Here is a 24171-nt window from a genome sequence, read left to right on the forward strand (position 1 = left end):
CTCAGGGAGGAGGGGTCATGGGACCCCGCATCGGATACAAGAAGCTCGCCGCCGTCGGTGTAGCGGCGGTCGTCGGCGTTGCTTCTACGATCGCGCTGACTTCGGGTTCGGCGTCCGCGTCGTCGGTTTTCGGCTACAGCGGATACGGCATCGGCGTTGAGGCGAAGGGTGGCATCGTCAACGGCGGTGCACAGACGGTCAGCACCATCAGCTGCACCACGAACTCTTCGGCCAAGCAGTCGAACGACGTCGCCGCGGCGAACGTCAACAACCAGGCCATCGCGCACACCGTGCGGACCGACACCCACGCGTTCAACGACAAGAGCGGCAACGGCGTCACCAGCAACGCATCCGCCGTCGACGTCAAGGTCGGCAGCCTGCTGCACCTGACGGGTGTGAAGACGACCACCACGGCGGTCTACAAGAACGGCAAGCTGTCCTACACCGGTAACACGACCTACGCGGGCGTGAAGATCGGCAACGTCTCGGTTCCGTCGCTGCTGAAGCCGGCTCCGAACACCAAGGTCGCCGTTCCGGGCCTGGGCTACATCGTGCTGAACCGCGTCGGTGGCGTGAAGAGCGACACGGGCATCTACTCGTACGCGCAGGGCGTCGTGCTCTTCGCGAACGTGAAGAACAAGTACATCCCGGAGGGCATCGAGGTCGCGGTCCTGAAGACCCGCGCCGAGATCTCCAAGCCGGCCGCCGCGGTCGTCTTCGGTGAGACCTGGGTGACCAAGGCGAACGTCGACAAGCTGGTCGTTTCCGGCCCGACGTCGTACCAGGCCACCTGCAAGGGCACCGAGGGCAAGACGATCCGTCAGGCCGTCGGCGAGGTTGTCATTCCGAAGGTCGCCTACGTCGGTGCTGCTTACACCACGAAGAACGGCTACCAGAACGAGAACAAGGCCGCTGTCACCTTCACCTCGCACGTCGCGGGCGTCAAGGTCGGCAACCTGTCGATCGGTGCGATCAACTCCGAGGCCTACGCCTCGAAGACCAAGGACGGCAAGTACGACGTCGCCTACAAGTCGAGCATCGCTTCGATCACGGTCAACGGCAAGACCTACCCGGTGAAGACCGGCGTGAACTCCACGCTGGACATCCCCGGCATCGCCAAGCTGACCTTCAACCAGGTCGTCAAGCAGCAGCGGTACATCTCGGTGAACGCACTCGTGATCGACGTCTACAGCCTGAACACCAAGGTTGTCGTCGGCCACGCCGCGTCCGGCGTGATCGGCTGATTCAGCCACCTCGTCTGAGTCGAACCTCACCGTCTCAGAACTTCTGAGAACCGCCCCGGGTCCGTAAGGATCCGGGGCGGTTCTTGTTATCCCAGTAGGCGCGCAGCAAGCTCAGCGTTGCGTTGGGCAAACAACTGCCAGCCGGCCGGAGTCGCGGCCACGCGGTCGTGGGCGGCGCGCTCGGTCATCGCGTGCTGGGTCCAGGTCCGCACCCGGCCGCCCCGCAGTCCGAAGCCGACCATGATCCCGTCGGCCCAGCCGAAGACATCGGCGTCGTCGGCCGTCAGCAGCGACACCTTCTGCTCGGCCACGATCCACTCGAACGCGGCCAGCTCGTCCTGCAGCTTCCCCGCGAACTCGAACCGCAACGCACCCGCCGCCTGGTCACGTCGCCGTACCAGCTCGGCCCGCACGGCTTCCACCGCATCAGGCTCCCGATCCAGTACGGCGTACGCGGCCTTCGTCAGGCTGTCCCGATCGTCGGGGCCGACGCCGAAGAGCTTCGCGAACTCACGCACCGACCCGGTCGCGGCGGTCGTGTACTGCAGTGGAATGACGCGTTGTAGCGCCGAGATCGCCTGCCGGACCCGCAGGCCGCCCAGATAAGGCCCGAAGTGCTTGGTGGTGGTGCCGAGCTCGTGGGTGAACCGCGGCCCGTTGGCGTCGAAGCGGATGTAGCCGACCACCTCCTGCCCGCCCTCGGAGATGTTCCAGCGGGGCTTGGTGTGTTCGAGCAGGTTGCGCTCGAGCCAGGCCGCTTCGTGGTCGGAGTCGCACCAGACGCCCTCGACGCGGGCGATCCGGTTCACCATCCTGGCGAGCCCGGGGCGGTCGCCGAGGTGTGTCCAGTACGACAGCACGCGGCGGCGCAGGTTCACCGCGCGGCCGATGTAGAGGATCCGGCCGCCGTCGTCGCGGAAGCGGTAGACGCCGGGTGCCTGGGGCAGGCGGCGGGCGAGGAGGCGGGCCTGGCTCATCGGAGGGTCAGGCGTCCAGGATCAGCGTGACCGGGCCGTCGTTGACCAGGCTCACGTCCATGTGGGCGCCGAACCTGCCCCGCTCCACCTTGGCACCCAACTCCTCCAGGGCGGCGCAGAAGGCGTCGTACAGGGGTTCGGAGACAGGGCCGGGGGCGGCCGCGTTCCAGGATGGACGGCGGCCCTTGCGGGTGTCGGCGTACAGGGTGAACTGGCTGATCGCGAGGATCGGCGCCTGCTCGTCGGAGGCGGAGCGCTCGCCGTGCAGGATGCGCAGCGTCCAGATCTTGGCGGCCAGGGTCCTGGCCTTCTCGGGGGTGTCGTCGTGGGTCACGCCGAGCAGGACCAGTAGGCCCGGTTCGTCGATCGCGCCGACCACGGCGGCCTCGACCGTGACGGAGGCCTGACTGACTCGCTGCACCACTGCTCTCATAGGGGTAATCCTGCCGTGCCGGAAGATATCCTGCGAGTCCCTGGTTGAACCGGTGATCTTCTCGCCTTGAGTGAGGATCTGGCAGTATTTGCCTCATGGCCTCGACTCTGATCACCGTTGCCCCCACCGGCGCCGAGACGGCGAAGGCGGACTGTCCCGCGCTGCCCACGACGCTCGACGAGCTGGTCGAGACGGCGAAGCGGTGCGAGGCCGCCGGGGCCGCGATGATCCACCTGCACATCCGCGACGGCGAGCACCGCCCGACGCTCGACGTCGGCCGGCTGACCGAGGCGGTCGCCGCGATCCGGGCGAACACGGCGCTGATCGTCCAGCTCTCCAGCGGCGGCGCGGTCACCGATCCTTACGACCACCGGCTGCGCGTTCTGGACGCCGAGCCGGACTCCTGTTCGCTGACGATGGGCACGGTGAACTTCGGCGACGACGTCTTCATGAACCCGTGGCCGTTCGTGACCGAGCTCTACCAGCTCAGCCAGGAGCGCGAGATCGTCCCGGAGTTCGAGCTGTTCGACCTCGGCCAGGTCGCGGCGCTGCACCGGCTGCTGGACAAGTTCGGCCTCCCGTACGGCGGCCGCGTGCACTGCGACCTGGTGATGGGCGTCCCCGGCGGCATGCCCGGTACGACGGATGCCCTGGTGGCCGCGGTCAACGCGCTGCCGAGCGCGGTGACGTCGTGGTCGGCAACCGGCATCGGCCGTACGGCGATCACCGTCGCCCTGGCCGCGTTGTCGAAGGGCGGCCACCTCCGCGTGGGGATGGAGGACACGCTGACCCTGGCGAAGGGGCAGCCGGTCAACCACAACGCCGAGCTGGTCGAACGCGCCGCTGCTCTCGCGACGATGGCTCAGCGGCCGCCGATGTCACCGGACGAGGCGCGCGACCTGTTGAACGTACGGAGTTTGTTGAAGGACGGGCGAGACCGCTGAAGAGCGAAAACCAGCAAACCGACGACGATGATTGTTGCTTCGAGCAATAACCAGTCGCGGAGATAGTTGCGGGGGAGGATGGTCGGGTTGGCCCCCTTGCCCTGCCGCAGCAGCAGCGGAATCGCGATCAGGGTCGTGATTCCGACGTACAGCAAAGTCGTGCGGACGGCGCTGACCGTGCGGTGGTTGTCGGGGCCGATCGACCAGCGGGTGACGAGCCAGCCGATGGTGACGGTGGTCGGGACGAGGAAGAAGTCATCGGCCAGGACGGCGCCGCCGAGCCAGATCGGCAACCGGATCAGCTGCGGGGGTTCGAGGGCCTGAAGCAACAACCACAAGCCCCAGAGGCCGAAGCCGATGCCGAAGGCGGCGATCGCGCCACGGGTCTTCACACCATCACCTCCAGTCGGTGCACCCATTTGGTCTGCAGTACGCCGGGTCGGTTCGGGGCGATGATGCGCGCGGGGAAGCCGTGGTCGAGGGCGAGCTCACCGCCGTTCAGGCGAAGTGCGAGCAGGGTGAGCGGATCGGCGGCGTACTCGGGTGGGAGTTCGGTGGTGGCGTAGAAGCCGCCCTTCTCCATTGAGACCACGCGGACGCGCGAGGTTGCCGGCGCGCCGCAGAGGTGCAGGAGATCGCGGATCCGGATGCCCTCCCAGCGGGCGCCTTGGCTCCAGCCTTCGACGCAGGCGATCGGTAGGTCGGAGCGGCTCTGTGGGAGCTGCTGGAGCTCCGCGAGGGTGTAGGAAAGTTGCTGTGGGCCCCTGATTGTGAAGCGCCAGTCCGCGGCGACACCGACGACACCGGCATCGTGTGCGGTGCGGTTGACCGGAAGGCCCTGGGGTCCGATGTTCGGCTTGCGGGGTGCCAGGATCGCGATCGGCCCGAATGCGGGGACCGACTGGCCGATCGTGCTGATCCCGACTAGCGACGCAGCGCCGGCGGCGGTCCGGAACAGGCCGCGCCGGGTCAATCCGGTGATTGCTGGTGGCAACGAACCGGTCGCGGGCTCCAGTGCCTGCTCGCGATCGGCCATCGTGCGGCGCCAATGAGTTCGGATCAACGGCAGCTTGACGGCGATGTGGACGAGCAGCGCGCCGATGATGATCCAGCCCAGCGCGTAGTGGGTCTGCTTGAAGGGGAACGGCCACGGATACCACTGCAGGGTGTTGAGGTAACCCATGAACAGTTCCAGGGCCATCGCCGCGACGAGGACCAGGATCGACCCGCGCTCGAGGATGTTCACCAGCGCTTCGCGGCTCGGCGGCCACGGCGGCTTGGCGAAGAGCTTGGGGTAGACGGTCCAGAGCTTTGCCAGCAGCAACGGTACGGCGACCGTTCCGCTCAGCACGTGCAGTCCCTGGGTGACCCGGTAGAGCGAGGCCGGTCGGGTCGGGATGTGCAGCCAGGCAGGCGTTTCCTGGGTGAAGTGGCTGAACAGGCCGGTCAGGAAGCAGACCAGTACGGCGACGGCCAGCCAGCGCCCGATCACCGTGGCCACCCGCGGATGGTGCAGCGGCGACCGGAAGGAGTTCTCCGTCGGAGGGGCCGGAAGCTTCATGACACCACTACAACGCAGATTGCGGGGACTGAACGGCGATCATCGATTACTGCTTGCGAACGGGGATCCGTCGGACGTCGTGACACGTCTATCGGAAGGTGGGCCGGGCACCTGAGGAATAGGCTTGGACGGGGTAAGGGGGTGGGGGCGAGGTGCAGACTCAGCAGCGGTCGTCCGACGACGACGAACGCGCGATGGCGGATCTGGCCGAGGTGTCCGATTGGACAGCGGTCTGGGGGCCGCCCGGGCCTGGCTTCGAGGCGATCGGGGAGCGCGTCGTCCGGGCCACCGCGGCCACCGGCTGGATGCCCTGGCTCCCGGGGAACATCGACCCCGAGCGGTTCTCCTGGGGCATGATCACCCCGCGCGAGACGGTCATGCTGCTGCTGCCGGACGCCGTACTGCCGGAGAGCCCGCGCAGTGGGTGGTCGGCGTACGGGATCGGTCCGGACGAGCTGAGCCCGGCCGAAACGGGACTGGACGAGCACTGGCCGGCCGAGCTCGAGCGCGGCCGTCGGCATTGGGGCGTTCCGGTGTACGTCGGGCCTGGATCGGATCCGCGGGTTCCAGCGGAGTGGCGGAACCGCCGCCGGCATCTGGCCGTCTGGCTGCGTCCGGGCGCCGAGATCCACTTGTATGCCACCCAACCGGATGCGGACACCCCGCAGGCCGGGTTCGGGTACTCCGTCTATGCGAGCGAGGTTGCCTGATGGCCGACGACGCCGAGGAGATGCTCAAGCAGGTTAGGCAGTTGGCGCGCGACCTGGACAGCTTCCGCGGGGAGCCGCAGCAGGCGCGGATGCCGCGGGAGCTGATGGAAGAGATCCGCAACATCCGGCACCACAATCCGGACGTCGACCGCGCGTTGAACGACCGCCCGCCGCCGGACCAGTACGGCCGTCTTGAGCGCGAGCTTCGAGGAGGCTAGTAGACGATGGCCTGCGCGTTGTCGGCCAGGATCTCTTCGGTGAACGCGGGCGCGCCGGCGATCCGCGTACCGGGGAGCAGGTCGGCCTCGGTCAGGTCCCGGCGCTTCACGCACTGTGTGCAGGCAGTCAGCTGCCCGCCTTCCAGGACCGCTGCGAGCAGGTCGGCGAGCGGCGCCGCGTGCGGAAGCTCGAAGGCCTCGGCGCGGCCCGGCACGGCGAACCAGACGGCCTCACCGGTCAGCCAGAGCGACACCTCGGCACCGGCCGCGACCGCGGTCGCGGCGACCGTGAAGGCCTGGTTGGCGCGCTCGGCCTCGTCGGCGCCTGCGGTCAGTTTGATCACCAGCGTGCGGGACATCACGCCACGGTAGCCGAAGCACCCGGAACCATCCTCTAGACTCGGGATCGTGCTCCACGTCATCTTCACCACGCTGCTGATCCTGGTCACCATCTTCATGGGCTGGTTCTCGGCATACGTCGTCTACCGGCTGTTCCGCGGCCGCCAGGCGAGCTGAGCGACCCCGATGGCGTTCGAGATCCCGCAGAACCTGCACCCCGACCTGATGCCGCTGGCCTGGCTGCTCGGTCGCTGGGAGGGCCGCGGGCACGGTGACTACCCGACCATCGAGAAGTTCGAGTTCGGGCAGCAGATCGACTTCAGCCACAACGGCAAGCCGTTCCTGCACTACGTCAGCCAGACCTTCGTGGTCGGCGAGGACGGCAAGCGGGAGCGTCCGCTGGCGCTCGAGACCGGGTTCTGGCGGCCGAAGCCGGACAACAAGCTCGAGGTGATCCTCGCGCACCCGACCGGCTTCGCCGAGATCTGGTACGGCGAGATCGACGGCGCCAAGATCGAGATGCGCACCGACGTAGTCGCCCGTACCGAGACCGCCAAAGAGGTCACCGCCGGCCACCGCCTCTACGGCCTGGTCAAGGGCGAGCTGATGTGGGCCTACGACATGGCCGCCGAGGGCAACCCCCTCCAACCCCACCTCTGGGCCACCCTAATCCGCGCCTAGCTTCCCTAACGTCCCCGCTAACGTCCGAAGATCCGGAGACAGGGCTCGCCGATCCTTCGGACGTTAGCTTTCGGCTACCCAGGAGTATTCGACTTTGGGGCGGCCGGAGCGGCCGTCGTAGCGTTGGGTGCGGAGGGCTTGGCCTTGGTCGGCGAGGTGCTCCAGGTAGCGGCGGGCGGTGATGCGGGACGTGCCTAGTGAGGTCGCGATCTCCTCGGCGGTCCAGCCTTCGCGGTTGCCGAGGAGTTGGACTACTCGGTCCAGGACTGAGCCGGCTAAGCCTTTCGGGACCGAGGACGAGGCCCTGGCCGGGTGAAGCAGGCGGTCGACCTCGTCCTGGTCGGCGACCACCTGACCGGATTCGGCGGCGCGGCGTTGCCGGGCGTACGCCGTGAGCCGGTCGCGCAAAGTCTCGTAGGCAAAGGGCTTCAGCACGTACTGCACGACGCCGATCCGGGCCGCCGCCTGGACCGCCGCGACCTCGCGGGCAGCGGTCACCGCGACCACGTCGGTTTGGTTGCCTTGGGCCCGCATCCGGCGGACGACGTCCAGCCCGTGACCGTCGGGCAGGTTCATGTCCAGCAGCACGAGATCCACGCCGGGCCGGGTGAGCACCTGCAGTGCGCGCGCCGCCGTACCGGCGATGCCGATGCAGGTGAAGCCTGGCAAGCGATCGACGTACGTGCGATGTGCCTCGGCCGCGACCGGGTCGTCCTCGACCACGAGGACCCGCAGGTCAGGCACTGGCGCTCACCGCCCGCGGTAGCCGCACCCGCACGGTCAGTGCCGGTACGTCGGCCAGCTCGGAATCCGGATCGACCATCAGGGTGCCCTGCCAGCGCTCGACCGTGCTGCGGACGAGCACCAGGCCGAGGCCATGGCCGGGCTCGGCCTTCGTCGTCCAGCCGCGCTCGAACATGTGCGCCAGCTCGGTCGCTCCCAGCTCGGCGCCGGTGTTGGTGACGATCAGGTCGATCGCGTCCGGCGTCGTACCGGCTCGAAGCTCGACGCGGCGCGGAGCCGGTCCGCCACGAGCCGCCTCGATCGCGTTGTCGAGGAGGTTGCCGACCACGGTGACCACGTCCTGAGCCGGGAGGCGGGTGTTCAGCGCCTCGTGGCCGAGCTCGAGGGTGAGCGTGACGCCGCGCTCCTGGGCCTGTGCCAGCTTGGCGAGCAGCAGCGAGGCCAGCACCGGATCGCCGACCGTGCCGACCACCCGATCCGTCATCGCCTGGGCGAACTGCAACTCCGACACTGCGAACTCCCTGGCGCGCTCGGGCTTGCCGATCTCGATCAGGCTGACGACCGTGTGCAGCCGGTTCGACGCCTCGTGGTTTTGTGCCTGCAGCGACTCGGCCAGACTGCGGACCGCGTCCAGCTCACCCAGCAGCCGCTGCAACTCGGTGTGGTCCCGCAGGGTGACGATCCGGCCGGCCCGCGAGGGTTGCTGGTTCACGACCAGTACGCCGTTCGCGCCGAGGTGAAGTTCGTCGTACGCCGTCCTGCCGTTCCGCAGGAGCTCCGCGAGGGGCGTGCCGAGGTGGAGCTCCTCGATCGGCGTACCGGGTGGGACGTTGCGCAGACCGAGGAGCTGCAGGGCCTCGTCGTTCGCGAGCTGGACCCGGCCGTCGGCGTCGAGCAGGATCAGGCCCTCGCGGGCGGCGTGCAGGACGCCCTCGTAGAAGTCGAGCATCCGGGTCAGGGCCTGGGTGCCGACGCCGCGGGTGGCGCGCCGGACCCGCCAGGTGACGAGCGCGTTGCCGGCGATCGCGACGCCGAGCATCAGGCTGGCGATGCCGAGCATCGGGCGGATATCGGAGCGGATCAGGTCCGTCCAGCCTTCCGGTGTGGTGCCGGCCGCTGCCGCGTCGCGGTGCGACTGGGCGCGGGAACGGCTGATCAGAGACGCCCAGACCATCACAATGAGAATCGAGACCGTGACCGTCTGCAGCCAGAGAACCTGGCGACGGAGTTCCCACGGCCGGTGTTTCACACCGGACAGTCTGCACCGAGAACGATATGAACGAAACGCGCACTTCTCCTGTGCGTCACGTCACAGTTACTCAAGCCCTCCCGCTTCCTTGCCCGCCCGGCCGATACAGGAGTCCCCACCATGGCGAGCCCAGAACCGCGCACCACACCGGTCCGCAACGACCGGACCCACTTCCTCTACATCGCCGTCATCGTCGCCGTACTGCTCGGCATCGGTGTCGGATTCCTGTTCCCGGACTTCGCGGTCGAGCTGAAGCCGCTCGGGACCGGGTTCGTGAACCTGATCAAGATGCTGATCAGCCCGATCATCTTCTGCACGCTGGTGATCGGCATCGGCTCGGTCCGCCAGGCGGCATCGGTCGGCAAAGTCGGTGGCCTCGCGCTCGTCTACTTCCTGGTGATGTCGACGGTCGCGCTCTTCATCGGTCTGCTGGTCGGCAACATCGTCCAGCCCGGCTCCGGCCTGAACCTGACCGACAAGCTCCGCGAGTCCGGCCAGAAGCAGGCCGCCGGTGCACACGCGACGACGACCGACTTCGTCCTCGGCATCATCCCGAAGTCGCTGCTCTCCTCGCTGACCGAGGGCCAGGTCCTGCAGACAGTGCTGGTGGCGCTGCTGGTGGGCTTCGCGCTGCAGGCCCTGGGCTCGAAGGGCACGCCGATCCTGACCGGGATCGGGCACATCCAGCGGCTGATCTTCAAGATCCTGTCGATGGTCATGTGGGCGGCGCCGGTCGGCGCCTTCGGCGCGATCGCGGCCGTCGTCGGAGCGACCGGTGTGGACGCGCTGATCAGCCTCGGCAAGATCATGATCGCCTTCTACATCACCTGTCTGCTGTTCGTGATCGTTGTCCTGGGCACCATTCTCAAGACGGTCACCGGGATCTCGATCTTCCAGCTGCTGAAGTACCTCGGCCGCGAGTTCCTGCTGATCGTGTCCAGCTCGTCGTCGGAGACCGCCCTGCCCCGGCTGATCGGCAAGATGGAACATCTCGGGGTCGGCAAGTCGGTCGTCGGTATCACCGTCCCGACCGGCTACTCGTTCAACCTGGACGGCACCGCGATCTACCTGACTATGGCGTCGCTGTTCATCGCCGAGGCCATGGACACGCCGTTCTCGCTCGGGCAGCAGGTCTCCCTGCTGGTCTTCATGATCGTCGCCTCCAAGGGCGCCGCCGGTGTCACCGGCGCCGGCCTGGCCACCCTGGCCGGCGGCCTGCAGTCGCACCGCCCCGAGCTCGTCGACGGCGTCGGCCTGATCGTCGGCATCGACCGCTTCATGTCCGAGGCCCGTGCCCTGACCAACTTCGCCGGCAACGCCGTCGCCACCCTCCTGGTCGGCCACTGGGTCGGCGACTTCGACAAGGCCCAGGCCCGCCAGGTCTTCGCCGGCGAAGACCCCTTCGACGAAGCAGCCTTCGCCGCCGGTGACACCCACGCCGGCGACGTCCCCGAACCGGCCGAGCCGAAAACCCCCTGACCACTCCTCCACCCCCCACACTGCCCGCCGGAGCCACAGCCCGGCGGGCAGTGCCCGTTCAGAGGAACTCGAAAGCGGTCTCGATCCGTCCGACGAGTACGTCGTCCAGTTCGCCCTCGACCCGGACCATCACCAGCCCGGCGTCGAGCTCGTTGGCCACCCGCACCGTGAGCGCGGGATCGCCCAGCACCGGATAGTCGTACCAGCCGTCGGCCCGTTCCGAATCCGTGTACCGCAAGGCGGTCTCCACCGCGCCCCAGTCCAGCGCCCCGAAGTCGTACCCGACGCAGCCCGCCAGGAACTCCAGCAACCGCTCAATGTTCCCCTGGTCCACCCACCCACCGACCTGCCGGTTCATCCCCCAAGCTCCCAGATCCCCGCACCCCCGTCTGCCGATTTACCCGCGCACACCTTTGAATGGATATCCACCCAGTTCGGGGGTTGCCCACTCGCAACATCAGTGGGCAACCCCTCAGCCCAACGGGCAACCCTCGATCCGAGGCACCCCAAGCCCAGTCGATCAACGGCTTCACCCACCTAACGTCCGAACGATCGCAGTACGTCGTCTGCGTATCTTTCGGACGTTAACCGCGATCCCCGCAGGTTTGCCCGGTCTGCGGGGATCTACTGCCGCTGAGAGACAGCAGATCCCCGCAAACCCGCATCCGCACAGCGAATCGCCCATGTCGCGGCGGCCGGAACACCTCGCGGCGGCCGGGTCACCTCGCTGACCCCGGATTCGCCGCCGGAGCTCGGGTCCGCTCGTCTTTGTGGAGTCTCGTGGTCACTGGGCGCCTATTTGGTTCCACAAAGACGCGTTTCGCCCGCCTCCGGCGGCCACTGGAGCGCCCAGTACGGCGAGTCTGTGGCTGAGGGGGATGGTGCGGCCGGTGGCCGAAGCCACCTTGCCGATGGTTGACGGGCTATGGCTGAGGTACCTGAACGGGCCGCGATGACAGTGACCGTTGCCTGAGGTGAACAGCCCACGACCGCCAGGGCGAGCACCGGTGGCCAGTGCAGAACCACCGCGGCGGGTCACCTACCAGGCCTCCTCGCAACCGGCCGCGACCGTAGCCCGCCAGCCCGAGACAAGGTGCACGTCATCGCCGACCGCACCATCCCCCTCAGCCGTAGCCCACCCCAGCCACCCGTCTCAGTAAATCCGGCCGCAGCGGCGACCAGCCACCGCCGACGCCCCCGGCCGAATCCGAGCGGCGGGACGGGACGAGCACATTCAGGGAGGAGGGGTTCCTGCCCAGACGAAGCCCTCAGCCCACCGCGACCGAACACCGGCAGCGACCTCGCGACCCAACCACCCCCGTCAACCGGCCGCAGCGGCGAGCAACCACGAACCGACCCCACCGGCCGCATCCCAGCGCACCCCCACCACCCCGCCTTTCCCAGCCGGCCGCAACGGCGAACAACCACGAACCGACCCCACCGGCCGCATCCGAGCGCGCCCCCCGCCGTACCGGCCAACCCCCGCAGCACAACGTCCGAAACAAACCGCCAACCACGTACTGCGGAACTTCGGACGTTAGCGTTGAAACAGCCCGAACCCCCTTAACTCACCGGCTTCCGGGTGCACCGACCAAAGGGGCGCCCGGTACATCGGTATGGATGGGGGGCGGATCTCCGCCACTGACCAACGTGGGGTCCGGGGTGGTTTGCCCGGGTGGCTGAGCGGGGGAGGGGTGGTGGGTGACGGGTTGATCAGTGGGGGCGGTCCGCTACTTCCCGTGCAGGAGCTCGACGACCGGGGCCAGGTCCTCCAGGTAGCCGGCGTTGACGGTTATGTAGGTGGCGCCGATGGTTTCGCGGCGGCGCTGGAGTTCGTCGGCCATTTGCTGGGGCGTGCCGCGGAGGAGCATGAGGGAGTCCATGGACTCCAGCTCGTCGGGGTCTACCCCGGAGGCGCGCTTGGTCCAGGGCGGGAGCGGACGGGTGCCGGCGGCCAGGAGGTTCATCGCCAGTTCGATGTCGTCGGCTCGGGGGCCGGCCAGGGTGCGGAGTTCGGCGGCCAGGGCGGCCACCTCGGAGCGGGGCGTGGTGGCGTCCTTGGCGAGGGAGACGACGTCGGCGCGTTCCGCGGCCAGCGCCAGGGCTTTGGGGCCGCCGGCAGCGAGCATGATCGGCGTACGGCGGTCTCCGTCGAGCTTGCGCAACAGATCGAGCGTCTCGATGACCTGTTCCCGACGCTCCCGAGCGGTCCCCCAGGGGAGCCCGACCTCGACCGTCTGCTGCTCGGCGACCGGCCGCCCGGTGCCGATGCCGAACTCGAAGCGGCCATCGGTGAGCGTGGTCAGCGTGTGCGCTTCCCAGGCGGTCTGCCGGGGCGTGCGCAGCGGGGCCGCCGCGACGAACGTACCGACGCGGATGTCGGCGACCGCGGCCGCCATCGCCAGGGACGGGAACGGCGACGGGAGCTGCAGCCCGTCCGGCATCAGCACGGTCGAATACCCCAGCTCCGCGGCCCGCCGTACCGTCGCCATCCACTCCGCACCGGTCGTCGGACTCCCCGCTACCCCGAACCGGAATCGCCTGTCGCTCATCGTCTGTCTCCCTCCGAATGGTTTACCCACAGCCTGGCCCCCGGCCCGCCCTGTCCACATCCCACGGTGGGAGGCGATCGCCGTACGCCGGGCGACGTACTCTGGTGACATGTCACGGACCCGCAGCCCCCTGCTCGACCGGCCCGCGGCCGTCGAGGCCGACGGACTCGACGCCGGAGTCGCGGCCCACTACGGCTCGGATCTGCGCGAGCAACGCGCGATCGTCGCGGGCGAGGCGTTCGTCGACCTGTCGCACCGCGACGTGGTCACGATCAAGGGCCCGGACCGCCTGACCTGGCTGCACGCCCTCACCACGCAGTACTTCGAAGGCCTCAAGCCCGGTACGTCGACCACCGCGCTGCTGCTGTCCCCGACCGGTCACGTCGAGCACGCCCTGTACGGCGTCGACGACGGTGTGACGTTCTGGGTGCACACCGAGCCTGGTGCGGCGGCAGCGATGATCGAGTGGCTACAGAAGATGGTCTTCATGTCCCGCGTCGAGATCACCGACGTGACCGACGACTACGCGATCGTCTGGCGCCCGGGGCCGGCCGACGGCCCACACGTCACCCGCTCCGGCGCGGACTCGCTGGGCGGCCACGAGGTCTTCCTCCCGCGCGCCGAGCTCGCCGGCCTCGAGGGACCGGCGGCCGGGATCTGGGCGTACGAGGCACTCCGGATCGAGGCCGGTCACCCGCGCTTCGGCCTGGACACCGACGAGCGCGCGATCCCGAACGAGCTGGGCTGGCTGGGCATCGGCGTACACCTCGAGAAGGGCTGCTACCGCGGCCAGGAGACGGTCGCCCGCGTCCACAACCTCGGCCGCCCGCCGCGCCGGCTGGTCCGGCTGCTGCTGGACGGTTCGGTCGACCACCTGCCGTCGCACGGGTACGCCGTTCGCGCCGGCGAGAAGCAGGTCGGCTTCATCGGCTCGGCGGCCCGGCACCACGAGCTCGGTCCGATCGCGCTGGCCCTGGTCAAGCGCAACGTGGACCCCGAGGTCATCCTCGAGGTCGTCGCCGAGGACCAGCCGACGGTGACCGCGACCCAGGAGCTCCTGGTCGACCCTGAGGTCGGCCTGCACGTCCGCTCCCGGCTGTGAGCCGGATCATCCGCAAGATCGCTTTTTGCTCCTGACATCCAGGCCGTACAGTTCGTGCCGTGAGCGAACCTGTGATCCTGGCCGATGTCGTCCGTAGCGGCTTCGTCGAAGGCCACCACCGTGGCTCCGTCGTGGTGACCAACCCCGACGGCAGCGTCTCCTGGTCGGCCGGCATCGTCGACGAGCCGATGTTCCCCCGCTCCTCCAACAAACCCATGCAGGCGTTGGGCATGCTCCGCCACGGCCTTCCCCTCGACGGGAAGCTGCTGTCCCTGGCCGCCGCGTCGCATTCGGGTGAGCCGTTCCATGTCGACGGTGTCCGGGAGATCCTCGCCCTCGCGAAGCTGGACGAGTCGGCACTGCAGACGCCTCCGGCGTACCCGCTGGAGGACGCTGTGCGGGACGCCTGGGTGCGCGCGGGGCACGGTCAGGAATCGATCGCGATGAACTGCTCCGGCAAGCACGCCGCGATGCTGCTCACGTGTGTGATCAACGGCTGGCCGATCGACACCTACCGCTCGCCGGACCACCCCCTGCAGCAGGTCATCCGGACCGCTGTCGAAGACACTGCGGGCGAGAAGGTTTCGTACGTCGCTGTGGACGGCTGTGGTGCGCCGATCCTCGCGATCAGCCTGGCCGGTCTGGCTCGGTCGTTCGGTCTGTTCGCGGCCGCGGCGCCCGGCACGCTCGAGGCCAAGGTCAAGGACGCCTACCGGGCCTACCCCGAGTACGCCAGCGGGAGTACGCGTGACGAGACCGCGCTGATGCGGGCGATCCCGGGCCTGTTCTGCAAGGTCGGTGCGGAGGCGGTGTACGCGGTCGGGCTCGAGGACGGTCGGGGGATCGCGATCAAGATCGAGGACGGTACGCCGCGGGCCCGGGCAGTGGTGATGGCCGCCGTACTGGGCAAGCTGGGCATCGAGCACGAGGTGCTCGAGCAGCAGGCGAAGTTCCCGTTGCTGGGTGGCGGCGTACCGGTCGGGGCGGTTCAGCCGCACGCGCCGAGCTTCGGTTAACGGGGGATTACGCAGGGCGTGAGTGAGGTCACGGCCAGTCTGCTTGCAATTGCAAGCACCCTGCTAGCAGACTGGGGGCATGGCCAGATTGAGTGATCGTGTCGCCGGTTCGGTGGGCTCCGTTGGTGAGTACCTTGCCGAGCAGCGGCGGCACGCGCAGCTGTCGTTGCGGCAGCTGTCCGACCTGGCCGGTGTGTCGAACCCGTACCTGAGTCAGATCGAGCGTGGCCTGCGGAAACCGTCGGCCGATGTGCTGCAGCAGCTCGCGAAGGCGTTGCGGATCTCCGCGGAGACCCTCTATGTACGGGCCGGCATCCTCGATCCGGACGACAGCTCAGACAGCTCGGACGGCCGACGCGCCTCCGGTGTGGTCGACGCGATCCTGCTCGACCCCGCGCTCAACGAGCGGCAGAAGCGGGTCCTGCTGGATGTGTACGGCTCCTTCGTCCGTGAGAACACGCCCGCCGATGAGACCGCCGCAGAGCCTCCTGCCAAGAAGGCCGCGGCCAAGAAGACCCCTGCACGACCCCGCACCACCTCGTAGTACTTCCTCGCCGAATATTTCAAGGAGAAGCCTGATGGCTACCCGTACCCCCGTCACCCCGCTGTACGCGATCGCCGGCGCCGGCGACCTGGCCGTGGAGAAGTTCCGCGCGGTCAGCGAAGACGTCAGCACCCGGTTCGCGAAGCTGGACCAGAAGACCGTGCAGGCCGAGTTCAGCAAGCGTCAGAACGAGCTCACCGCCGAGCTGACCAAGCGTCAGGCCGAGCTGACCAAGCGCTTCGAGGCCCTGGTCGCCGACGCCCGCACCGCCCCGGCCAAGCTGCGTGAGCTACCGGCCGTCGCGCAGGCCGGTCTGACCACCGTTCTCGGCCAGGCCGAGGAGACCTACGAGGACCTGGCCGGCCGCGGCAAGGAGCTCGTCGAGCGGATCCGTTCGCAGAAGGCCACCGAGGACCTGGAGGCCGCCGCGAAGACCACGGTGAGCAAGGCCAAGGCCACCCGGACCACGGTGCGCAAGACGGCCCAGACCGCCGAGCGCAACGTCAAGGCGACCACGACCGCGGCCAAGAAGACCGCGAAGACGGCCGCCAAGGCCACCACCGACGCCGCGGCGAAGATCGGCGACTGAGAGTAATAGCTACCCATCATTGGGTAAATGTTTCCGCCTGGGCGGCCCGCACCTGTTGCTGACAGGGGTGGGCCGCCCGGTCTTTCGGCTAGGCTCGGGGCATGCTCCCACTCGCCACGTTCCCGAACCTCTTCCCGGGGTTCGCGGGCCCGTTCGAGATCATCTGGTGGGTGCTGCTCGCGTTGAAGCTGGTCGCGCTCGTCGATGCGGCCCTCCGGCCGCGGGCGGTGTTCCTCGCCGCGGACAAGCTGACCAAGCCCGGCTGGGTGCTGATCCTGGGCGTGTTCTCGCTCAGCCAGCTGTTCCAGGGGTGGTTGAGTTTCTTCGGGCTGATCGGGATCGCCGCCGCCGGCGTCTACCTGGTCGACGCCCGGCCCGCCCTGCGCGCCGCCACCGGCCGTGGCCGGGGCGGCTGGGGCATCCGCCGCCGTCGCGGCCCCCGTCCGCTCTGAGGCCCGCCTACGAGCGGTAGACGATCACCTTGTCGCCGACCTTGACCATGTCGAACAGCGCCTTGATCTTGGTCAGGTCCCGGACGTTCACGCAGCCGTGCGACGCCCCGTTGTAGCCGCGGGCCGCGAAGTCCGAGGAGTAGTGGACGGCCTGGCCGCCGCTGAAGAACATCGCGTACGGCATCGGTGAGTCGTACAGCTTGGAGACGTGGTTCCGGCTCTTCCAGCCGACCGTGAAGCCGCCCTCGCGGGTCGCCGTCTTCACCGCCCCGAACCGCACATCGAACTGCATCTTCACCACGCCGTCGACGACGTACCGGAGTTTGCGCGTCGTCTTGTCGATGCACAACGCCGTCCCGGTCGCGCACCGCGCGTCGAGCTTCCGCCCGTCGATCACGGGGACCGGCGGGTACAGCTCCTTCTGCGTCGGCTCCTTGGTGGCGGCCAGCAGCTTGTCCCAGGTGTTCTGGTCGACGTACCCGAGCGGCGGAATCCCCTTGGACTGCTGGAACTTCTTCACCGCGCCGCTGGTCATCGTCCCGTACTCGTTGTCCAGATACTGCTTGTCGAGCATCTTCAGCTGGATCAGCCGGGCCTCGAGCTTCCGCACGCTCACATTCACAGCGCCGTACTTGTACAAGGCCTTCGGATAGATCGGCAGCTGCCCGCTCACCTCGAACGGCACGGTCTTGACCTCCACCGTCGCCGCCCTGGCCACCACCCCGGCCCCGGCCAGCACCGCGACCGTCGCCCCAGCGACCACCCCAGCCACCACATTGCGAATGACCACCGCGCGCATCGGACACCCCTCAGTCGACCTGGTCCCAGTACCCGTAGGACGTCCCGCCACCCAATTTTGTTGACCCCCCAGCGTAAATTACCTACAACACCCCCCACACCCACCGTAAGCAACTTGTGACCGGAGACCCCGCAATGGACATCGTCCTGAGTACGGCGGACATCACCACCGTGCCCGCCGACGCGGTCGTGAACGCCGCCCACCACGCCTTACGCGGCGGAGGCGGCGTCGACGGAGCGATCCACCGGGCCGGCGGTCCTGAGATCCTCACCGAGCTGATCGAGCGGTATCCCCGGGGCGCGTCGCCGGGTGACGCCGTGTGGACGACGGCCGGGGCGCTGCCCGCGTCGTACGTGATCCATGTGGTCGGGCCGAATTACAACGCCGGGCAACGGGATCCCGCGCTGCTGGAGTCGTGCTACCGCAATGCGTTGCGGATCGCCGATGAGCTCGGCGTGAAGACGCTGGCGCTGCCCGCGGTGTCGGCGGGGATCTTCGGCTGGCCGGCCCGGTCGGCGGCCGAGATCGCGGTCGGGACACTTCGCCGTACGGCGAGTGGGGTCGTGACGGCGACGTTCTGTCTGGTGGAACCTCGGCTGTACAAGGCGTTCGGAAACGCAACAGCGGCCGAGGTTTGAGCCTCGGCCGCTGTGGTGGTGGTGCTGTGGGTCAGCCGCTGTAGACGACGACCTTGTCGCCGACCTTGATCTGGGCGAAGATCTTGGCGAGCTTGGCCTTGTCGCGGATGTTGACGCAGCCGTGCGAGCCGCCGTTGTAGCCGCGGGCCTTGAAGTCCGACGAGTAGTGGACGGCCTGGCCGCCGCTGAAGAACATCGCGTAGGGCATCTTCGACTTGTAGAGCGTCGACACGTGGTTCTTCGACTTGCGCTGGACCTTGAAGGCGCCGTTGCGGGTGGGCGTCCGGCTGGTGCCGAAGCGGGCATCCAGGACGTACACCGTCTTGCCGTTCACCAGGTAGACCAGCTTGCGCGTCTTCTTGTTGATGCACATGGCGCGGCCCGTCATGCACCGCGGGTCCAGGTGGTAGCGACCGATGTACTTGGTCTTGGCGGCCGCCTTCTGCGGCACGGCCACGGCGGTCTTGGGCGCGACCTGCGGTGCCACGGTGACGGCCTGGGCCGTTGTGCCGACGGTCAGCGCACCGACCCCGACGAATGCGACGGCGGTCATGGTGGCGCCGAGCTTACGCAGAATCCCCATGGTGATTCGTCCTTCCCCCAACTGAAGTTTTGCTGTTCACAGAGTCAGACGCCGCGGGGCGCCGATAGGTTGGTAACGGTTCGGGACGAACTCCCCGGCGACCGGCCGAAAACGGTGTATCACAACCGTGTATTTCGACGCACGTCGCCGAGGACTGCGTTGCCGAACCGTGCTCTGAAAAGGGAAGTGTCAGCCCTTGTTCTTGCGCCCGAGCTTCGCGCGCTCGATCTGCGTGAGGGCGAGCTTGCGGATCCGGATCGCGTCCGGGGTGACCTCGACGCACTCGTCCTCGCGGCAGAACTCCAGCGACTGCTCGAGCGACAGCTTGCGGGCCGGAACCAGCTTCTCGAACTCGTCCGCGTTCGACCGGACGTTGGTCATCTTCTTCTCACGCGTGATGTTGACGTCCATGTCGTCGGCGCGCGAGTTCTCGCCGATCACCATGCCCTCGTAGACGTCGGTGCCCGGCTCGCAGAACATGGTGCCGCGCTCCTGCAGGTTCACCATCGCGTACGACGTCGTGACGCCGGTACGGTCCGAGACCAGCGAGCCGGACGGGCGGGTGCGCAGCTCGCCGAACCACAGCTCGTAGCCCTCGAAGACGTGGTGCGCGATACCGGTACCGCGGGTGTCGGTGAGGAACTCGGTGCGGAAGCCGATCAGGCCACGGGCCGGGACCAGGAACTCCATCCGGACCCAACCGGTGCCGTGGTTGGTCATCTGCTCCATCCGGCCCTTGCGGACCGCGAGCAGCTGGGTGACCGTACCGAGGTACTCCTCGGGGCAGTCGATGGTCAGGCGCTCGACCGGCTCGTGACGCTTGCCGTCGATCTCCTTGGTGACCACCTGCGGCTTGCCGACGGTCAGCTCGTAGCCCTCGCGACGCATCTGCTCGACCAGGATGGCCAGCGCCAGCTCGCCACGGCCCTGCACCTCCCAGGTGTCGGGACGCTCGGTCGGCAGCACCTTGATCGACACGTTACCGATGAGCTCGCGGTCGAGCCGGTCCTTCACCAGTCGCGCGGTGACCTTGGTGCCCTTGACCCGGCCGGCCAGCGGCGAGCTGTTGGTACCGATGGTCATCGAGATGGCCGGCTCGTCCACGGTGATGAACGGCAGGGCGACCGGGTTCTCCGGGTCGGCGAGGGTGTCGCCGATCATGATGTCGGGGATACCGGCGATCGCGACGATGTCACCCGGTCCGGCCGAGTCGCCGGGCACGCGCTCGAGCGCCTCGGTGACCAGCAGCTCGGTGATCTTGACCTTCTGGATGGTGCCGTCGTGCTTGCACCACGCGACCTGGGAACCCTTCTTCAGGGTGCCTTCGTGGACCCGGACCAGCGCGAGCCGGCCGAGGAACGGCGAGGCGTCCAGGTTGGTGACGTGGGCCTGCAGCGGCGCGTCCTCGGTGTACTCCGGGGCCGGCACGTTCGCCAGGATCGTCTCGAACAGCGGCTCGAGGTCCTCGGAGTCCGGCAGGCCGCCGTCGGCCGGCTGGTTCAGCGAGGCGCGACCGGCGCGGGCCGAGGCGTAGACGACCGGGAAGTCGAGGGCGCTCTGGTCGGCGTCGTGGTCGAGCAGGTCCAGGAAGAGTTCGTAGGTCTCGTCGACGACCTCGGCGATCCGGGAGTCCGGACGGTCGACCTTGTTGACGACGAGGATCACCGGCATCCGGCGGGCGAGCGCCTTGCGGAGCACGAACCGGGTCTGCGGCAGCGGGCCCTCGGAGGCGTCCACGAGCAGCACGATCGCGTCCACCATCGACAGGCCGCGCTCGACCTCGCCACCGAAGTCGGCGTGGCCGGGGGTGTCGATGATGTTGACGGTCACGGTCTCGCCGCTGGCCATCTTGTGCCGGACGGCGGTGTTCTTGGCGAGGATCGTGATGCCCTTCTCACGCTCCAGGTCACCGGAGTCCATCGCCCGCTCGTCCACGTGCTGGTGGGCGCCGAAGGCGCCGGACTGCCACAGCATCGCGTCGACCAGGGTGGTCTTCCCGTGGTCGACGTGGGCCACGATCGCGACGTTGCGCAGGTCGTTACGGACAGGCATGGGGAAGCGCTCCAAGCAGTAGACTGGGTGTCAGGCGGTGGCTACGGCGTGTAGTGAGTCACGCCGTGTTGATTCACAACAGAGGCCACTCGACGCAAGGCACAGCAGCTCTATCCTACCGGTCACCCTTCGTATAAACGAAACGGCCGCCCTATGGAGTGGGTGGGTGCCAATCGAGGATGCGGGTGCCGGACCGTTGCGCGACACCGGCCGGCACGATCCGCATCAATGCGTTGCGCAGCCACCGTCCAGAGCCCAGGTGGGCGCCGACCCGAGCCATCTGGACCGATCGGGACACCAGTTGCTGAGTACGGCGGTAGCGCGCGGCCTCGTACTCGCGGAGTCCCAGCGCACCGAGGCTCGCATCGTCTTCGAGCGCCGAGTTCGCACCCTGGCCCAGTGTCGGCAGCATCGGGTGCGCCGCATCGCCGATCAGCACGGTCCGGCCTTGTGTGTACCGGGGGAGCGGTTTGCCGAGCTCCCAGACGTCATGGCGGAGCAGTTGATCCGGACTGGTCTGGTCAACCAGTGCACGGATGTCCGGTGCCCAGGTAGCGAAGTACTCGCGTGCGGCACTGAGCTCATCCGGGAAGCGCTGGCCGGGCGGCAATGCGACGTACCCGTACCAATAAATCTGGGTCGGGCTGATCCGGAGCGCCCCGAACTCGGCCCGCCTGCCCCACACCATCGCGAACCGGTCGGCGTCGGACGTGCTGTCGTCGATGACCGCGCGCCAACTGGAGTAGCCGCTGTAGGTGAGGGCGTGATCGGGGAAGAGCGTGTCCCGTACGACGCTTCGGATGCCGTCCGCACCGACCACGAGATCAGCGGTGGCCGTCTGCGAGCCAGTGGGCGATTCCCAGCTGACATTGGAGGAATCGACGGAGGTGACACGGGCGTTCGTGATGATCTCGGCGTCATGAGCGGTCGAGGCGAGGGCCTGGTGGAGGCGCTGGCGGTGGATGCCGAGCATCTGCCCGAGCTCATCCGGGGAATCCGATGCCTTGAGCAACCAAGTCCCATCGGCCCGCCGAGCACCCGCAGGCCGTACGGCGTGCCCTGCTGCTCGGACCGCATCGGCGGCCCCGATCGCCGCCAGCGCACGCATCCCGTTGACCGTCACCGCGAGCCCGGCCCCGACCTCACCGAGTTCCGCGGATCGCTCAAGTACGCGAACCTGCCAGCCCGCCTGCCCCAACGCGGCCGCGGCCGTCAGCCCCGCGATTCCGCCACCGACCACGATCGCCCGTTGTGCCATGAGCTCACGCTAGGAGTTCGCGGCGGCCGTCGCGTCCCGCGCCCGGCGTATTCGCCGGGCCTTCCGGTGGAGTACGCCTACTGAACGCGGTGGACCTTGTGCTGCGCGGCCTGAGCGCGCGGACGGACGGTGATGCGGTCCAGATTGACGTGCGGCGGGCGGCTGGCGACCCAGCTCACGATGTCGGCGATGTCGTCGGACGTGAGCGGCTCGGCGACCCCGGCGTACACGGCGTCGGCCTTGGCCTGGTCACCCTCGAAGCGGGTCAGCGCGAAGCCCTCGCTCTTGACCATGCCGGGCGCGATCTCGCTGATCCGGACCGGCTGGTCGAAAAGCTCGAGCCGCAGGGTGTCGACGACCGCCTTGACGGCGTGCTTGGCAGCGACGTACCCGCCGCCGCTCTCGTAGGCGACCTGGCCGGCCGTCGAGCCCATCACGATGATCGTGCCCTGCCCGGCGATGAGGGCCGGGAGCAACGACTTGGTGACGGCGGCGACCCCGATCACGTTCACCTCGAACATCCGCCGCCACGCGTCCAGATCCGCCTGAGCCACCGGCTCCGCGCCGAACGCGCCACCGGCGTTGTTCACCAGGAGATCCAACCGGTCACCGACAGTCGCGGCAAGCGCGGCCACATCGTCGGCCGACGTCACGTCGCACTGGACCGCGCGGCCGTCGATCTCCTTGGCCAGCGCCTCGATGCGATCCAGCCGCCGCGCGGCCGCGACCACCTCGAACCCATCCTTGGCCAGGCGGCGGGCCGTAGCGGCCCCGATCCCGCTACTCGCTCCGGTCACCACGGCAAGAGGACGGTCGTTCACAGTCATGGCCCCCAGTCTTCCACTCTCGCGGCCCGCCGCTACAGCCCGTCTCACGGCACCAGGGTGCGCTCCGGTGCCGCCGCGTGCTTCGGTACGGCGACCTGGCGGCGAGCGGAGGTGATCGTGAAGGCGAGCGCCAGCAGGCTCAGTGCGACGAATCCACCGAGTAGTCCGAGCGTCTGCCCATCAGGGTGGATCACCGACTGCCCGCGGAACGCTTGCGCGCTGGTGGCAACCATCAGACCGGTGTAGGCGATCGCCACCACGCCCACGAGCCGGGCGCGAACCCTCTCCGGCCGCAGCCAAACTACCCTGGTTGCGAGGACGCTCAGCAGCAGGACGACCGCCAGCAGGACCTGGATGGCGTGCAGACCGATGAAGTGCGGGACGCGGAGGTCGCCACCCTCGGTGCTCCAGTGCACGAGCGGCAGTCCGGGTCCGCCGGTCTCGACGCCGATGGTGTGACTGCCCGCGAGGTCGACCGGCTGGCCGTACGCATCGGTGGTCCTGGTCTCGGCGCCGTTGGCGCCGACGAGGTAGAAGGCCAGGAACATCCCGGACACGGCGAGTGCGACGCCGGTCCGGATCGCACGGTTCAGCGGGGCGTCGCCGACCCGCTGGAACTGCAGCATGATCGCGATCACCAGGCTGGCGCCGAACAGGCCGATCACCCCGGACGAGAAGATCCGCTGACCGACCTGGTTGAAGGTGTCGGTGTTGTCGTTGAAGTGGCTGAACGTGCCCCGGGCCGCCTGGACGGCGATAAAGCCGACGTCGACGACGCCGGTGAGCGCGAAGACGGTACCCGTCCACCAGCCGAAGCGCTTGGCCTTGCGCAGCCGCGACAACAGCCAGGCCAGGGTGGCGCCGTACAGGACGAAGGACAGGGCGAACTTGAACGGCTTGAGCCAGACGGACTCGTTCAGGATCTCGCGGTTGTCGACCAGCAGACCGACGGCGGCGACGAGGACCAGGGCGGCCATGGCGGACACCATCACCATCAGCGGGCGATGCCAGGTTCTTACTTCGGCGAGGACTTTGTGCATGTCCTCAATGCTTTCTGCGCAGGGTCTGCACCGCAGTGGGCTCAGAGCGCCTCCCGTGGGGGAGGTAGCTCTACTTACGGGCGTACGCTGACGAGGTGAGTCTGCCGCCGTCCGCCGACCGTCCGCCGCGGCGGGTCGCG

Annotated in this window: 27 protein-coding genes; 12 read left to right on the top strand and 15 right to left on the bottom strand. The window is 68.3% G+C overall.

The genetic code is table 11. The features are described from left to right. Window positions 1–17 precede the first annotated feature (17 nt). On the top strand, window positions 18–1244 hold the full coding sequence (locus OG474_RS21400) for a choice-of-anchor P family protein (RefSeq protein ID WP_405064118.1): 1227 nt from the start codon (window positions 18–20) through the stop codon (window positions 1242–1244). Between the two features lie 86 nt (window positions 1245–1330). Here the strand turns inward: OG474_RS21400 and OG474_RS21405 are convergent, their stop codons facing one another. Then, window positions 1331–2221 (bottom strand): GIY-YIG nuclease family protein, encoded by an 891-nt coding sequence (locus OG474_RS21405; RefSeq protein WP_405064119.1) that lies wholly within the window; start codon window positions 2219–2221, stop codon window positions 1331–1333. A gap of 7 nt (window positions 2222–2228) precedes the next feature. Then, on the bottom strand, window positions 2229–2654 hold the full coding sequence (dtd, locus tag OG474_RS21410; RefSeq protein WP_405064120.1) for a D-aminoacyl-tRNA deacylase: 426 nt from the start codon (window positions 2652–2654) through the stop codon (window positions 2229–2231). A gap of 95 nt (window positions 2655–2749) precedes the next feature. On the opposite strand from dtd, the gene OG474_RS21415 reads away from it, so the two are divergent. Further along, window positions 2750–3598 carry a 3-keto-5-aminohexanoate cleavage protein gene (locus OG474_RS21415; protein ID WP_405064121.1) on the top strand — a complete coding sequence of 283 codons (849 nt, stop codon included), beginning with the start codon at window positions 2750–2752 and terminating at the stop codon, window positions 3596–3598. Here the strand turns inward: OG474_RS21415 and OG474_RS21420 are convergent. Beyond that, a complete protein-coding gene (locus OG474_RS21420) occupies window positions 3517–3990 on the bottom strand; it encodes a hypothetical protein (RefSeq protein WP_405064122.1) in 474 nt (157 codons plus the stop codon). The two genes, OG474_RS21415 and OG474_RS21420, sit on opposite strands and share 82 nt — an antisense overlap. Beyond that, window positions 3987–5159, bottom strand: a complete 1173-nt coding sequence (locus OG474_RS21425; protein ID WP_405064123.1) for a molybdopterin-dependent oxidoreductase — start codon at window positions 5157–5159, stop codon at window positions 3987–3989. Before OG474_RS21425 ends, OG474_RS21420 begins: the two co-directional genes overlap by 4 nt. A gap of 152 nt (window positions 5160–5311) precedes the next feature. On the opposite strand from OG474_RS21425, the gene OG474_RS21430 reads away from it, so the two are divergent. After that, window positions 5312–5869 (top strand): hypothetical protein, encoded by a 558-nt coding sequence (locus OG474_RS21430; RefSeq protein ID WP_405064124.1) that lies wholly within the window; start codon window positions 5312–5314, stop codon window positions 5867–5869. Further along, window positions 5869–6087 (top strand): hypothetical protein, encoded by a 219-nt coding sequence (locus OG474_RS21435; protein WP_405064125.1) that lies wholly within the window; start codon window positions 5869–5871, stop codon window positions 6085–6087. Before OG474_RS21430 ends, OG474_RS21435 begins: the two co-directional genes overlap by 1 nt. Here the strand turns inward: OG474_RS21435 and OG474_RS21440 are convergent. Next, on the bottom strand, window positions 6084–6446 hold the full coding sequence (locus tag OG474_RS21440; protein WP_405064126.1) for a DsrE family protein: 363 nt from the start codon (window positions 6444–6446) through the stop codon (window positions 6084–6086). The two genes, OG474_RS21435 and OG474_RS21440, sit on opposite strands and share 4 nt — an antisense overlap. Before the next feature lie 166 nt (window positions 6447–6612). Between OG474_RS21440 and OG474_RS21445 the strand changes: the two genes are divergently transcribed. Further along, the gene (locus tag OG474_RS21445; RefSeq protein WP_405064127.1) at window positions 6613–7107 is read left to right on the top strand and encodes an FABP family protein; all 495 of its coding nucleotides are present in this window, start codon (window positions 6613–6615) and stop codon (window positions 7105–7107) included. Between the two features lie 63 nt (window positions 7108–7170). Here the strand turns inward: OG474_RS21445 and OG474_RS21450 are convergent, their stop codons facing one another. Next, on the bottom strand, window positions 7171–7851 hold the full coding sequence (locus OG474_RS21450; RefSeq protein ID WP_405064128.1) for a response regulator: 681 nt from the start codon (window positions 7849–7851) through the stop codon (window positions 7171–7173). Further along, the gene (locus OG474_RS21455; protein ID WP_405064129.1) at window positions 7844–9100 is read right to left on the bottom strand and encodes a sensor histidine kinase; all 1257 of its coding nucleotides are present in this window, start codon (window positions 9098–9100) and stop codon (window positions 7844–7846) included. The genes OG474_RS21450 and OG474_RS21455 overlap by 8 nt, the downstream gene beginning before the upstream one ends. A gap of 120 nt (window positions 9101–9220) precedes the next feature. On the opposite strand from OG474_RS21455, the gene OG474_RS21460 reads away from it, so the two are divergent. Next, complete coding sequence (locus tag OG474_RS21460) at window positions 9221–10579, top strand: cation:dicarboxylate symporter family transporter (protein WP_405064130.1); 1359 nt, start codon at window positions 9221–9223, stop codon at window positions 10577–10579. Between the two features lie 58 nt (window positions 10580–10637). Here OG474_RS21460 and OG474_RS21465 read toward each other — a convergent pair whose 3' ends face one another. Together OG474_RS21465 and OG474_RS21470 are read right to left on the bottom strand one after the other, a co-directional pair. Continuing rightward, entirely contained in the window at window positions 10638–10937 is a 300-nt protein-coding gene (locus OG474_RS21465; RefSeq protein ID WP_405064131.1) for a hypothetical protein, read from the bottom strand. Window positions 10938–12309: 1372 nt separating this feature from the next. Further along, window positions 12310–13131, bottom strand: a complete 822-nt coding sequence (locus tag OG474_RS21470) for an LLM class flavin-dependent oxidoreductase (protein WP_405064132.1) — start codon at window positions 13129–13131, stop codon at window positions 12310–12312. A 109-nt stretch (window positions 13132–13240) separates the two neighbouring features. On the opposite strand from OG474_RS21470, the gene OG474_RS21475 reads away from it, so the two are divergent. From OG474_RS21475 to OG474_RS21495, 5 genes are all read left to right on the top strand, one after another. Further along, on the top strand, window positions 13241–14233 hold the full coding sequence (locus OG474_RS21475) for a YgfZ/GcvT domain-containing protein (RefSeq protein WP_405064133.1): 993 nt from the start codon (window positions 13241–13243) through the stop codon (window positions 14231–14233). Window positions 14234–14292: 59 nt separating this feature from the next. After that, window positions 14293–15249: an asparaginase gene (locus OG474_RS21480; protein WP_405064134.1), complete on the top strand. Its 957-nt coding sequence runs from the start codon at window positions 14293–14295 to the stop codon at window positions 15247–15249. Window positions 15250–15328: 79 nt separating this feature from the next. Then, window positions 15329–15793, top strand: coding sequence for a helix-turn-helix domain-containing protein (locus OG474_RS21485; RefSeq protein ID WP_405064135.1), 465 nt, complete (start codon window positions 15329–15331; stop codon window positions 15791–15793). A gap of 34 nt (window positions 15794–15827) precedes the next feature. After that, window positions 15828–16382: a hypothetical protein gene (locus tag OG474_RS21490; RefSeq protein WP_405064136.1), complete on the top strand. Its 555-nt coding sequence runs from the start codon at window positions 15828–15830 to the stop codon at window positions 16380–16382. A gap of 101 nt (window positions 16383–16483) precedes the next feature. Continuing rightward, window positions 16484–16834 (top strand): DUF2516 family protein, encoded by a 351-nt coding sequence (locus tag OG474_RS21495; protein WP_405064137.1) that lies wholly within the window; start codon window positions 16484–16486, stop codon window positions 16832–16834. A gap of 7 nt (window positions 16835–16841) precedes the next feature. Here OG474_RS21495 and OG474_RS21500 read toward each other — a convergent pair whose 3' ends face one another. Continuing rightward, the gene (locus OG474_RS21500) at window positions 16842–17633 is read right to left on the bottom strand and encodes a L,D-transpeptidase family protein (protein WP_405064138.1); all 792 of its coding nucleotides are present in this window, start codon (window positions 17631–17633) and stop codon (window positions 16842–16844) included. Between the two features lie 134 nt (window positions 17634–17767). Here OG474_RS21500 and OG474_RS21505 point away from each other — a divergent pair, with 134 nt between their 5' ends. Beyond that, window positions 17768–18271 carry a macro domain-containing protein gene (locus tag OG474_RS21505; protein ID WP_405064139.1) on the top strand — a complete coding sequence of 168 codons (504 nt, stop codon included), beginning with the start codon at window positions 17768–17770 and terminating at the stop codon, window positions 18269–18271. Window positions 18272–18302: 31 nt separating this feature from the next. On the opposite strand, the gene OG474_RS21510 is transcribed toward OG474_RS21505, so the two are convergent. From OG474_RS21510 to OG474_RS21530, 5 genes are all read right to left on the bottom strand, one after another. Then, window positions 18303–18854: a L,D-transpeptidase gene (locus tag OG474_RS21510; protein ID WP_405064140.1), complete on the bottom strand. Its 552-nt coding sequence runs from the start codon at window positions 18852–18854 to the stop codon at window positions 18303–18305. 189 nt (window positions 18855–19043) lie between these two features. Further along, window positions 19044–20906: a translational GTPase TypA gene (gene typA / locus OG474_RS21515; RefSeq protein WP_405064141.1), complete on the bottom strand. Its 1863-nt coding sequence runs from the start codon at window positions 20904–20906 to the stop codon at window positions 19044–19046. Between the two features lie 151 nt (window positions 20907–21057). Then, window positions 21058–22164 carry an FAD-dependent monooxygenase gene (locus OG474_RS21520; RefSeq protein ID WP_405064142.1) on the bottom strand — a complete coding sequence of 369 codons (1107 nt, stop codon included), beginning with the start codon at window positions 22162–22164 and terminating at the stop codon, window positions 21058–21060. 77 nt (window positions 22165–22241) lie between these two features. Next, a complete protein-coding gene (locus OG474_RS21525; protein ID WP_405064143.1) occupies window positions 22242–22991 on the bottom strand; it encodes an SDR family NAD(P)-dependent oxidoreductase in 750 nt (249 codons plus the stop codon). Window positions 22992–23035: 44 nt separating this feature from the next. After that, window positions 23036–24031: a hypothetical protein gene (locus OG474_RS21530; protein WP_405064144.1), complete on the bottom strand. Its 996-nt coding sequence runs from the start codon at window positions 24029–24031 to the stop codon at window positions 23036–23038. Window positions 24032–24171 lie beyond the last annotated feature (140 nt).

The organism is Kribbella sp. NBC_01505 (assembly GCF_045040285.1).
Lineage (GTDB): Bacteria > Actinomycetota > Actinomycetes > Propionibacteriales > Kribbellaceae > Kribbella.

Bases quoted from the DNA above. Each gene is read 5' to 3' on its own strand.
- OG474_RS21400 (WP_405064118.1), top strand. From the start codon at position 18: ATGGGACCCCGCATCGGATACAAGAAGCTCGCCGCCGTCGGTGTAGCG.
- OG474_RS21405 (WP_405064119.1), bottom strand. From the start codon at position 2,221: ATGAGCCAGGCCCGCCTCCTCGCCCGCCGCCTGCCCCAGGCACCCGGC.
- dtd (WP_405064120.1), bottom strand. From the start codon at position 2,654: ATGAGAGCAGTGGTGCAGCGAGTCAGTCAGGCCTCCGTCACGGTCGAG.
- OG474_RS21415 (WP_405064121.1), top strand. From the start codon at position 2,750: ATGGCCTCGACTCTGATCACCGTTGCCCCCACCGGCGCCGAGACGGCG.
- OG474_RS21425 (WP_405064123.1), bottom strand. From the start codon at position 5,159: ATGAAGCTTCCGGCCCCTCCGACGGAGAACTCCTTCCGGTCGCCGCTG.
- OG474_RS21435 (WP_405064125.1), top strand. From the start codon at position 5,869: ATGGCCGACGACGCCGAGGAGATGCTCAAGCAGGTTAGGCAGTTGGCG.
- OG474_RS21440 (WP_405064126.1), bottom strand. From the start codon at position 6,446: ATGTCCCGCACGCTGGTGATCAAACTGACCGCAGGCGCCGACGAGGCC.
- OG474_RS21445 (WP_405064127.1), top strand. From the start codon at position 6,613: ATGGCGTTCGAGATCCCGCAGAACCTGCACCCCGACCTGATGCCGCTG.
- OG474_RS21460 (WP_405064130.1), top strand. From the start codon at position 9,221: ATGGCGAGCCCAGAACCGCGCACCACACCGGTCCGCAACGACCGGACC.
- OG474_RS21465 (WP_405064131.1), bottom strand. From the start codon at position 10,937: ATGAACCGGCAGGTCGGTGGGTGGGTGGACCAGGGGAACATTGAGCGG.
- OG474_RS21470 (WP_405064132.1), bottom strand. From the start codon at position 13,131: ATGAGCGACAGGCGATTCCGGTTCGGGGTAGCGGGGAGTCCGACGACC.
- OG474_RS21475 (WP_405064133.1), top strand. From the start codon at position 13,241: ATGTCACGGACCCGCAGCCCCCTGCTCGACCGGCCCGCGGCCGTCGAG.
- OG474_RS21485 (WP_405064135.1), top strand. From the start codon at position 15,329: ATGGCCAGATTGAGTGATCGTGTCGCCGGTTCGGTGGGCTCCGTTGGT.
- OG474_RS21490 (WP_405064136.1), top strand. From the start codon at position 15,828: ATGGCTACCCGTACCCCCGTCACCCCGCTGTACGCGATCGCCGGCGCC.
- OG474_RS21495 (WP_405064137.1), top strand. From the start codon at position 16,484: ATGCTCCCACTCGCCACGTTCCCGAACCTCTTCCCGGGGTTCGCGGGC.
- OG474_RS21500 (WP_405064138.1), bottom strand. From the start codon at position 17,633: ATGCGCGCGGTGGTCATTCGCAATGTGGTGGCTGGGGTGGTCGCTGGG.
- OG474_RS21505 (WP_405064139.1), top strand. From the start codon at position 17,768: ATGGACATCGTCCTGAGTACGGCGGACATCACCACCGTGCCCGCCGAC.
- OG474_RS21510 (WP_405064140.1), bottom strand. From the start codon at position 18,854: ATGGGGATTCTGCGTAAGCTCGGCGCCACCATGACCGCCGTCGCATTC.
- typA (WP_405064141.1), bottom strand. From the start codon at position 20,906: ATGCCTGTCCGTAACGACCTGCGCAACGTCGCGATCGTGGCCCACGTC.
- OG474_RS21520 (WP_405064142.1), bottom strand. From the start codon at position 22,164: ATGGCACAACGGGCGATCGTGGTCGGTGGCGGAATCGCGGGGCTGACG.
- OG474_RS21525 (WP_405064143.1), bottom strand. From the start codon at position 22,991: ATGACTGTGAACGACCGTCCTCTTGCCGTGGTGACCGGAGCGAGTAGC.
- OG474_RS21530 (WP_405064144.1), bottom strand. From the start codon at position 24,031: ATGCACAAAGTCCTCGCCGAAGTAAGAACCTGGCATCGCCCGCTGATG.